This is a genomic window from Bifidobacterium sp. (assembly GCF_050874245.1).
GTDB lineage: Bacteria > Actinomycetota > Actinomycetes > Actinomycetales > Bifidobacteriaceae > Bifidobacterium.
In genome coordinates, this window is sequence record NZ_JBNMKH010000065.1 from 1 (window position 1) to 10632 (window position 10632).

At 58.6% G+C, this 10632-nt stretch carries 8 protein-coding genes; 3 read left to right on the forward strand and 5 right to left on the reverse strand.

The annotated features are described in order from the left end of the window. Window positions 1-164: 164 nt before the first annotated feature. Window positions 165-1400, reverse strand: coding sequence for a Fic family protein (locus ACR0P8_RS07315; protein WP_432624459.1), 1236 nt, complete (start codon window positions 1398-1400; stop codon window positions 165-167). A gap of 335 nt (window positions 1401-1735) precedes the next feature. Continuing rightward, window positions 1736-3295 carry an MDR family MFS transporter gene (locus tag ACR0P8_RS07320; RefSeq protein WP_432624460.1) on the reverse strand — a complete coding sequence of 520 codons (1560 nt, stop codon included), beginning with the start codon at window positions 3293-3295 and terminating at the stop codon, window positions 1736-1738. Window positions 3296-3628: 333 nt separating this feature from the next. On the opposite strand from ACR0P8_RS07320, the gene ACR0P8_RS07325 reads away from it, so the two are divergent. Beyond that, complete coding sequence (locus ACR0P8_RS07325) at window positions 3629-4861, forward strand: GGDEF domain-containing protein (RefSeq protein WP_432624461.1); 1233 nt, start codon at window positions 3629-3631, stop codon at window positions 4859-4861. A gap of 65 nt (window positions 4862-4926) precedes the next feature. Here ACR0P8_RS07325 and ACR0P8_RS07330 read toward each other — a convergent pair whose 3' ends face one another. Then, complete coding sequence (locus tag ACR0P8_RS07330; RefSeq protein WP_432624462.1) at window positions 4927-6309, reverse strand: Nramp family divalent metal transporter; 1383 nt, start codon at window positions 6307-6309, stop codon at window positions 4927-4929. 191 nt (window positions 6310-6500) lie between these two features. Here ACR0P8_RS07330 and ACR0P8_RS07335 point away from each other — a divergent pair, with 191 nt between their 5' ends. Beyond that, window positions 6501-7355, forward strand: coding sequence for an aldo/keto reductase (locus tag ACR0P8_RS07335; RefSeq protein WP_432624463.1), 855 nt, complete (start codon window positions 6501-6503; stop codon window positions 7353-7355). Window positions 7356-7404: 49 nt separating this feature from the next. Next, window positions 7405-8154 carry an HNH endonuclease family protein gene (locus tag ACR0P8_RS07340; protein WP_432624464.1) on the forward strand — a complete coding sequence of 250 codons (750 nt, stop codon included), beginning with the start codon at window positions 7405-7407 and terminating at the stop codon, window positions 8152-8154. A gap of 838 nt (window positions 8155-8992) precedes the next feature. Here ACR0P8_RS07340 and ACR0P8_RS07345 read toward each other — a convergent pair. Beyond that, a complete protein-coding gene (locus ACR0P8_RS07345) occupies window positions 8993-10177 on the reverse strand; it encodes a hypothetical protein (protein WP_432624465.1) in 1185 nt (394 codons plus the stop codon). Between the two features lie 110 nt (window positions 10178-10287). Continuing rightward, window positions 10288-10632 (reverse strand): hypothetical protein (locus tag ACR0P8_RS07350; RefSeq protein WP_432624466.1); only part of this gene is annotated, 345 nt, incomplete at its 5' end.

Genomic DNA, 10632 nt, shown 5'->3' on the forward strand with positions numbered 1-10632 from the left:
GCCTTTCATTACGTTCCCGTTCACCATACGCAACGCGATATGGATTCGTTGTAAACGGTCCGCGAGGTTCACAGTGCCTTTACGTGCTCACCGTTCTTCGCACCGTCTTTCCCACCGTCTGTACGCCACCGTCTGTACGCCACCGCACGAACGTCGAAACTGAATCATCGCAAGAACTCGCCACGTGCAGCATCGCTCAACGAATACCGAATCGGCCGTTTTCCATGCGCTTCCAGCAATCCCAGATTCATCAATGCATCGAGCGCGGTGCTCACCTTCCGCTCCCCCACGCCAAGCCATTCGCGCATCAATCGCCGTGATATGGAATTCGAAGTCTCGTCGAACAGCTCCTCCTGAAGCAGGAAGAACAGTATGTCCCGTTGCAGTTCGGGAACGTCATGCGCATCGGCGTACCGTTCGAGGTTGTCTTTCGCGGCATCAAGCATGGCCTTCTTCTCGCTTAACACGGAGATGATGTTTTCCTGGGCTGTGGCGATGAAACGGATCATCCGATAGCAGAATAAGGAAACATCGGAGCAATTCAGTGGATGCTGCACGTCATCGAACGCCTTGTAATACTGTCCTTTCGCTTCGGCGATGGCCGAGCTCAGGCTGACCGCCGTCGGTACGGATAAGCATTTGCTTAATTGCAGGGCGAGCAGGAACCGTCCCGTTCTGCCGTTGCCGTCGTAGAACGGGTGTATGCATTCGAACGCGTAATGGCACATCGTGGACCGCAGCAACGGCGGAATGGTCTCGTTGGAAAGCAGTGCCAGCCATTTGGTCAGCTGCACCTGAATCTCCGATTCCGGCCATGCGCCCTTATGGATCAGCCTGTCTGCACCGTCATAGACCGAAACGGTTCTGGCTCTGAACAGCATGCCGTCGGGTTTGTCGGCATCCTTCAATTCGCCGTCCATCACCTGATTGTAGATGCTGCGTATATCGTTCAGCGTCTGGGGCAGGTCAAGGTGCGCGGTTCCCTCGCCGGAAAGGCCGAGGAACAGTTTGGCGAGCTCGCTCAATCGCTTATGCGGGCCATCGGCCACCGCGGAATTCAACGCGTCTGCGATCTCCTCGCGTGTGGTATGCACGTTTTCTATCGTGTTCGTGTTTTGCATTTCCGCGCCGATAAGTTCCATCAGATACGCCTTGCGGGCGATTGGCGGCAACGTGTTCCACAATGCCTCGACCCGTACTTCCATACCACGCACGGAATCCATGGCGTTAAGCAGTTCCCTGAACGCCACGGCGAACATCTCATGACCATCGAATACGATCCCCGACCGATATGTCGAATAGCCGTTCAGCCTGTTCTCATACTCCTTTTCGGCAGCATCCTGTGGTTTGAGTGTGGATGATGACATCGCCAGCGTCTGCCGTATGCTCTTGTATTCCATAATCACCATCCCTGAATCGTCGTTCTTGCAAAAACGTGAGCACGAACCGATTTATCCGGCGTTGCTACGCCTACAAAAAGCTGAAAACGTAGGTATAGAAATGACCATATAGTATGTCTATACCTACAAAATGTCAAAAATGTAGGTATAGGAATAGGTGATTGGTGCGGCTATGGCTGCGGAATGGCGTGAGCGTAGGCATAGCGTAGGCATGGAAAGGCGATCAGTGGCTATTGGTGTCAGATTGCGACGTCAGTCGCAATGCCGGCTGCAGCAGCCGCGTCGGCCACAGCCGGCGTCGCAACCGAGTAGCCAGGCCGCATCAACCGGGTGAGTCAGGCCTCGGTGTGGGCGTGCATGCGGTTGAGGGCGCGCTGGACGGTGTCGCGGGTGGAGCCGGCGCCGTTGCCGCGCACGCCGAAGAAGACCATCAGCACCATCACGAAGCAGATCGCGGCGCTCACGCGCAGTGCCCACTGGATGCCAAACACGTTCGCCACAGCGTACATCTTCTTCGCGCCGCCGATCGCGGCCCAACGCAGGGACGTGAACGTCTCCATCAGAATCACCAGCACGGGGGCGCCGATCGCGCCGGTGATCTGACGGACCGTGTTCGTGACGGCCGAGCCGGCGCTGACCTCTTCGGGTTCAAGGCAGTTGAGCGACCATGTGGTGATCGGCATCAGCACGAATCCCATGCCGATCTGGCGGACGAACTGCCAAATCGACACCCACCAAATCCATGAGGTCATGGAAATCAGACTCATCATGATCGTGCCGAACAGCAGAGTGATCGAGCCGATCAACGCCACCGGGCGCGCGCCGAAACGGTCAAGCGCCTTGCCGCCGAAGAACTGCGCGATGCACTGGCCAAGCGCGCCCGGAAGCATCACCAGGCCGCTGACCGCGGCGGAATAGCCACGGCAGTTCTGGATATACAACGGCATGATCACCATGATCGAGCTGAATGCAAAGAATGACAGGGCGGCCGTGACGGTGCCGACGGTGAAGCTACGGTTCCTCAGCACGCTCAGATTCAGCAGCGGCGGCTGACGATTCGGATCGGCGGCCTGCCGGCGAGCGCCATGAATCTGACGTAGCACGAACCAGACGATGCCGACCACGCCAATCAGCATGGCCAGCCATACCATCGGATTCGCGAACGGATACGATTCGATGTTCGTGAAACCGAACATGAGGCCGCCGAAGCCGAAAATGGACAGGCCGACGGAGAAGAAGTCGGCCTTTGCGGACGTGTCGCGCGTGCCGAAATTATGCAAGCCGAAAATCGCCACAAACAGCGAGATAACACCGACGATCGTCAAGGTGAGGAAAATCGAACGCCAACCGTTCACATCGGTCTGCAAACCGCCCAACGTGGGACCGATCGCAGGTGCGACGCTCATGGCCATGCCGACGGTGCCCATCGCCATGCCACGACGGGACAACGGATATATCGAAAAAACGGTAATCTGCAGAACTGGCCACATCACGCCGCCGCCGATGGCTTCCAGCATACGGCCGACCAGCACCAGCGCGAACGTGGGGCCGAGCCAGGCAAATATGGAACCGATGGTGAACACCGTCATGGAGGCGATCACAATCTGCCGAGTGGAGAAACGGCGGGTCAGGTAGGCGGTGAGCGGCACCATCACGCCCATGACGAGCTGGAAAATCGACGTGAGCCATTGGCCCGTCGTGACGGAGATGCCGAAATCGCCGACGATGGTAGGCAAGGCCGCGCTCAACTGCAGCTGCGTGAAATTGCCGACAAAGGTGATGAACGTCAGAATCGCGATCGAAACGAACGCCACATGCGTCAAATGGCCGTCCTTGTACGACTCGTCCCGGGTCAATGCCTCGGACAGTCCCTTACGCCGTTCCTCACCACTCATATATCTTCCTTACCTCTTCCTCGCGCGTTCCTCGATGTCGCTTATCAGCTTCCGTCGTTCCCGCGATGCCTCGCGTCGTTCCGCACCGTTTTCGCATCGCATATCGTTCCCGTATCACCCTTATGCGAACCTTCATGCAACCATCGGGAATGTACCCATCGGAACGAATGACGATAGCAGTCTATGCCCATGGGTGGTCTCAGCGCCAGCGGATGTCCGCAACGTTCTCGAAGGGGAAAATCCGCCACATACTCCCCCTTAATAGGCAAACGACAACAAGATGTGTTATAACAGCGAACGTACGAAATAGCCGGGGGTATCAGGGAGGACCATATGTCCATGCTGAAAATGTTCCACATCTGCATGGAGCTGTGGGGCATCATCTTCTGCGCGATTGCGACGATCGGCCTCATAGTGGGCTCCCGACGAATGGCCACCCGCAAATCGCAGCAGATCATCATGCAGGCGCTTTGCGTGCTGCTGCTGGCCGCTGACATGACCGGCTGGTATTTCGACGGCCGTCCGGGCTGGTTCGCGGAGAACGCGGTGCGCGCCGGCGATATGGCCGTATACTGCATCAACTATCTGTATCTGAGCATCTTCACGCTGTACGTCTGGCAGATCGTGCGCAAAAACGGCGAAAAGGCGCCATGGGGACTATACGCGACCTTCGCCACCTCCGCCGTGTCGATTGCGCTGATGGTCGTCTCGCAATTCAACGACATGTACTACTATTTCGACGCCGACAACGTCTACCATCGCGGCACGTACTACATCTTCACGCAGGTGCTGGCGTTCATCGGCATGGCCATCAGCTTCTCCATGCTGTACCAATACCGCAGCCGTGTGTCGAAAAGCATCTACTACGCGCTGATTGCGTATTTCGTGCTGCCCATCATCACCACGGTCCTGCAGACGTTCCTGTACGGCTTCTCGCTGCAAAGCATCTCCGTCGTGATCTCCACGCAAGTCATGTTCGTCGTCGACAACCTTGAGATGGCGCGAAAATTCCAGCAGCAGGAAATCGCCTACCAGAAAGCCAGCTTCGCCGCCGAACATGACACGATGACCGGACTGTGGAACAAGTCGTCCGGCCTGCAGCGGATCAATGATCATCTCAATTCGATGGACGCCGACGATGAGGCCATGCTCATGTTCGTGGACATCGACGACTTCAAGCACGTGAACGACACGTACGGGCATTCCGACGGCGATTTCTGGATTCGTCAGGTAGCCGACACGTTGCGGAACATCTACCGGCCAGACGATGTGATCTGCCGATTCGGCGGCGACGAATTCGTGGCGCTCATCAAGGGCACGAGCAACACCAGCGTGATTCGGACCACTTTGGGACTGTTCGCCAGGCGGATGCGTGAGACGTCCGTCCAACGCGGGCAGGACGTGCATTGCAGCGTCGGCATATGCCGTGTGGCCGCCGGCGGATACCGGAGTCCGGAGCACATCGTGGCCACGGCCGACAAGGCGTTGTATGAGGCGAAGCGCAACGGCAAGCACGCGTACGTGGTCTACGATTCGGACGGGAGCCGGATGGAGTTGGCGCAGTAGGTTTTGGCTTCGGCCATGGCCTTTGGCAAGGCCCTGCCGGACGAACCATGCCTTGTCGGCACAGATTACGCCTTGCCAAGCAATGTCAATACGATCAGCAGCACGTTCAATGCGACGATCAGCACCGTGACCATGATGTTCACGGCATGTTTGACCGGACCGTCCACGTACTCCCCCATCAGCGTGCGGTCGTGCGTGTAGCGCATCAGCGGGATGATCGCGAACGGAATGCCGACCGACAGCACGACCTGGCCGACGATCAACGCCTGCGTGGGGTTCTTCGCGAACCACAGCACGACCAGCGCTGGGACCAGCGTCACCACGCGGCACGCCCACATCGGCGCCTTGATGCGCAGCAGGCCATGCATGATCTCGCTGCCCGCGTACGTGCCGACCGATGTGGAGCTCAGGCTCGACGCCAGCAGGCCGACGGAGAAGATCGTGCCGATCACGGGGCCGAGCACATGCTGGATGGCCCGCTGCGCGCCCTCGATCGTATCGGTGCCGGTCATGCCATGCAGCGAATTCGCGGCGAGGATCAGCAGCGCGAGGTTCACCGAACCGGCGAGAAGCAACGCCCAGACCACGTCGATCTTGCTGCCGTGAAGCAGCTTCCTGACGCCCGGCTTCTTCTCCCCCGGCGCGTAGTGGTCGTTGACAAGCGTGGAATGCAGGTAGATGGCGTGCGGCATGACCGTGGCTCCCAGCATGGACGTGGCCATCAGCACGGTGTCGGTGCCTTTGAACCGCGGAATCAAGCCGGTGAGCACGTCCTTCGGATTCGGCGGGGCGATGAACAGGCCCGCGATGAAACCGAACGTGATCACCAGCAGCAAGCCGATGATGAGCTTTTCGAACACGCGGTGCGTGGCGCCCTTCTCGAAAATCAGCAATATCGTGGACACCGCGCCGATGATGCAGCCGCCGATGAACAATGGCAGGCCGAACAGCAGTTTCAACGAGATCGCACCGCCGATCACCTCCGCCAGATCGGTGGCGATGGCGATCACCTCCGCCTGCATGAAGAACATGAATCGACCGGCGTCGCCCAGCCGCTCGCCCAGGATCTCCGGCAGGCTTTTGCCGGTGACGATGCCGAGCTTCGCGGACTGGTATTGGATGAGCACGCTCATGCAGTTGGCCAGGACCAGCACCCACACCAGCAGGTAGCCGTAGCGCGCGCCGGACGTGATGTTCGCGGCCACATTGCCCGGATCCACGTAGGCGACCGCGGCCACGAACGCAGGGCCGAGGATGCCGGCGAGCGCGTGGCCGTGGTGGTGGGGTTGGCTTGGTTGGCTCTGGCTTGGCTGGTTCTGTTGGTCTGATTGGTTTGGCTGATACTGCCGGTCGGGCGCGGACTTGTGGTCCGGGTCGGACACCGGCTTGCGGTTGCGCTCGAGCATGCGATTCTGTCCCTGCTCGGGTACGCCATCGTTCGTCTTCACTCTCTTCCCCCAATGCGTGTTTCCCCGTATATCCGTGCAACGTTATAGCGCGGACGCGCGCACGGAAATGTTACGAAATCTCCGCTGCGTACTTTCCGCGGATCTTCCGCGGGTGTCCAGCGTGGTCGGCGCCGTCTGACGCTAAGCTGGGAAGGATACGTTTGTTTCCTACACGAAAGGTTGTGGAGGATATGGCCACCTTTCATACTCCGATGATCACGCTTGCCGACGGTAACCTGATTCCGCAGATCGGCCTGGGCGTGCTGCGCATCGACGACGAGGGCGTCACTCCCGTGGTCGAAAGCGCGCTGGAAGCCGGCTATCGTCATATCGACGGAGCCGCGGGCTACAACAACGAAGCCGGCGTCGGCCGCGCGCTGAAGAACGCCGGTTTCACGCAGGGCGAACGCCGCAAGAGCCTGTGGGTCACGACGAAGCTGCGTGATTCGGAACAGGGGTATGATTCCGCGCGCAAGGCGTTCGACCGTCAGCTTGGTCTGCTGCAGCTCGACTACGTGGATATGTATATGCTGCATTGGCCGACGCCGTTCGACTGGCGTTCCGGCGAGACGTGGAAGGCGTTTGATGAGTTCCGTGCGGAAGGCCGCGTGCGTACGCTCGGCGTGTGCAACTTCCTGCCGGAGCATCTCGAACGACTGCATAAGGAGACAGGCGAATATCCGGCCGTCGACCAGATCGAACTGCATCCCACGTGGCAGCAGCGCGAGGTGGTGGCGTACTGCAAGGAGCATGGCATCGCGGTCGAAGCGTATTCGCCGATGGCCCGTGGCGCGGATCTGAATGCCGGCGACGGCGTGATCGCGCGTATCGCCGAGGCGCATGGCGTCACGCCCGCGCAGGTGATTTTGCGGTGGCATATCGAGAACGGCACGATCATCATTCCTAAGTCGGTGCATGCGGACAGGCAGAAGCAGAATCTCGACCTGTTCGGCTTCGTGCTCAGCTCGGACGAGCATGCGGCCATCGACGCGCTCGATGGTCCGACGCGCGCAGGTCATGATCCGATGACGTTCACGTACGCGTGAGCCTGCGCGTGATCTTGCATGTGATCTTGCACGGGGCGCGTGGGGCGCGATGACAAGGCGCGGACCGCGTGACGGCACGCATTTTCGCAGGCGTCTGTTCAATGCCGACGGGCTGGTGGAACGCATAATGATCCTGCTGGTGGTCGCCGTGGTGGCGGGCGTCACAATCGGCCTGCTCATGCCGAAGGTGAATCCGACCGTCGGCGAATTGACGGGCGAGTACACCGCGTCCGGCACCGCCGCGCAGACGTTGCAGCAGTTGACGGTCGATGACGATCCGCGCCGTGCAGGTTACGATCGGGATTCGTTCGGCTTCCGTCAGACGGATGACGATGGCAACGGATGCGACGTGCGTGAGGATGTGCTGGCACGCGATTTGACGGACGTGCGGTACCAGCAGGGCTGCAAGGTGCAGTCAGGCACATTATCTGACCCGTACACCGGCAAGACGATCCGTTTCGTACGCGGCATACACACCTCGTCCGCCGTGCAGATCGACCATGTGGTGGCGTTGGAGAACGCATGGCAGTCGGGTGCGAACACGTGGGACCGGGCCAAGCGGGTCCGGTTCGGCAACGACATGTACAACCTTCTGGCGGTGGACGGCCCCGCCAATCAGGAGAAGGGCTCCGCGTCGGCCGCGTACTGGCTACCGACGAACGGCGCGTACCGGTGCGATTACGTGGCGCGGCAGATTGGCGTGAAGGCCAAGTATGGGTTGACCGTCACCACCAAGGAGAAGCGGGCGATGCTGTCCGTGCTGCACGGATGCCCAGCGCAAGCCGTGCCGGAGGCGTAGGCTCCATACCGGAGGGTATGCTCCGGCCACCCACCGTCTCAATTCCCCCATTCCCAAACGAATCCATCCGGAAAATTGAGGCGAAACGGACGCAGGCGGAACATTTCCGCCGGATAAGCCCCGTGCCGACAGCCCTTTCCGGCGGTAGATATCGTCCAGAATGTGTCACGATTCAAAATTCCAGCCGTTTTTTCGAATCGTGACACATTCTTCTTCCGAAAAAGGCAATACGGGGGTATAAATCACCGCTTTTCCAAGGAAAATACCCTAGAAATATACCCCCGAGCGAGAAGCGATGTGTCACGATCCAAAAATTTGGCCAAAATTCGAAATCGTGACACAAAAACAAGTCCCCTTTACACCGCGCACAGCCAAATGAGCCCTCGACCCATGCTTCGCCATCAACCGAAAAGCCACGCATCCAGACAAATCATCAAAACATTCACAGGCAACACTGGATGAAAAGCACGACCCGCAAAAGGAACGGGACCAAGCGAAAGGCACAACCCACAGAAGATACGGCCAAACACGCTGGAATGACAGACACCGAACATGCCCATCAGCTGCTCTCAAGGATTCCAACCAATTCGACGCGGCACCGAGCAAAAGACACAACGCAGAAGGCACTGCCAAACGTACTGGGGCAACGAGAGATGAGCTCGCCTCAAAGGTAGCCACGGATTCCGGCGCCTAGCACAATGCCGAGCGAAAGGCACAACCCGCGCCGGACGAGGGGCACGATTATGCGGAGCAGACAGCTTATGCGAATGTCGACGCCAACACACGCTTCATAAACATCGCCAACCCAGAAAACGCCCGACGCGTCCAGCGGAACCCATCAGTCAAGCAGCCCGAGCTTGCGGGCTTTCCGGTATCGCAGCACCACTTTGCGCCATGGCAAAGGCGTGGTCACTCCAATCGGCCGGCCGACAATCGAAGACAACGCATGAGCGACGTTCATGGCAAACGCGGCCCGATGCAGTTCATCAGACAAATCCAACTGCGTGACCGAAAACACAGTCCAGCCCGCGGCCGCAAGTCGCGACAGCTTGCTCTGGTCGCGCCGGTACTGCGCACGGTCGGTACGGTGATGGTCGCCCTGATAATCCAAGCCAAAACGATGCTCGGCATCAACAAGATCCAACGTCACCACAGCGCCGTTCGCAAAATTCACGCCGGGAACCACGCAATTCGGCCGCATGATCGGCAGTCCGTAGCGGACGAGCACAAGCCTCATCTCAGTCTCTTTGGGGGAATCGCTCCCCGATTGCACAAGCTCCAACGCATCCAGACACTTACTCCGGTATGGGACGTTCTCAGTTTTGGCAAACTCGATCAGCCCCTCACGAGTGGCGAACCGATGGCGAATCAACGACTCCGCAACCATGACGACATCCTGGATGCCCCACCGGCCGGCAGCCAAAGCCCACGACGGAACCGGCATAAGCACTGGAACTCCGGCGACTTCGCGCACATGCCGCGCGGACAGGCCTTTCCAGACATGCACAGTCACATCGGCCGACAAGGACGCGTCTTTCTTCATGCGGCCGCGGAGGGCCGGTGATTGGGCGACCGTGTGAAGTTTTGCCGTTGCATGCGACGAGGATTGGGGAAATTGGAAAGATTGCGACGAGGATTGGGGAGATTGCGACGCTGTCTGCCGAAGACCTGAGATATGATTCCGCGAAAAATCCTGAGAATCCGGGGAATATTGAAAATCCAAATCCGGAAAATCCTGTCCGGAATGGACGGAGTACTCGGAATGTCCGAAAGCCGGGCCTTCCGGATCCTCTTCATTCCAGCCATACTCCACGTTCGTCCCAGCATAACTGACTTGCGACGAACGCAGTGAAAAAGCCGAACAATCACTGTCGGCAGGCAACTCGACTCCCCAAATCGCGAGCGCGGTCTCATGGCTTATGGGATGACGCAGCTCCACGGACCGAGCGATGCGAAGAATCCGCCAGCTGGCTTCGGACAGGGTCGCCCGCTGGATTGGCTTGTATGCATCATCAGTATTCATGCGTGCAATATAAACGATGGCAATGGTTTGGCGCGCATTTTTCCGGGGTTGTGGTCGGAGAACGTGCGATTTGGGACGATTCGGCGTGGCATGGCCGCAATTGCAACGATTTAGGACGCAATGGGCCTGTGGATAAACAATAGAGACGCAACGAGAACATGGTAGGGATGGATGGTACCTGCAGGACAATCTTGAATTGCCATCAATGCAATTGGCAATTGGCCGCAAAAGCCGTGGAATGTTGCGATGGTTGAAGAATCGTCACTTCCGCACGCTTTTGGAAAACTCCGGAAGCTGCGGAATTGATGATTTCCGGCACTTCCGGAAGTATGTTGTGGTGCGGCAATGCAATGTATCGCCGCACCACAAGTCAGCATTCCTTTCATTTCGGGAATCGGAGGCGGATCAGCCTTTGGAACGAAAAATTCCCACCGCAGATGTGTCACGATTTGAAA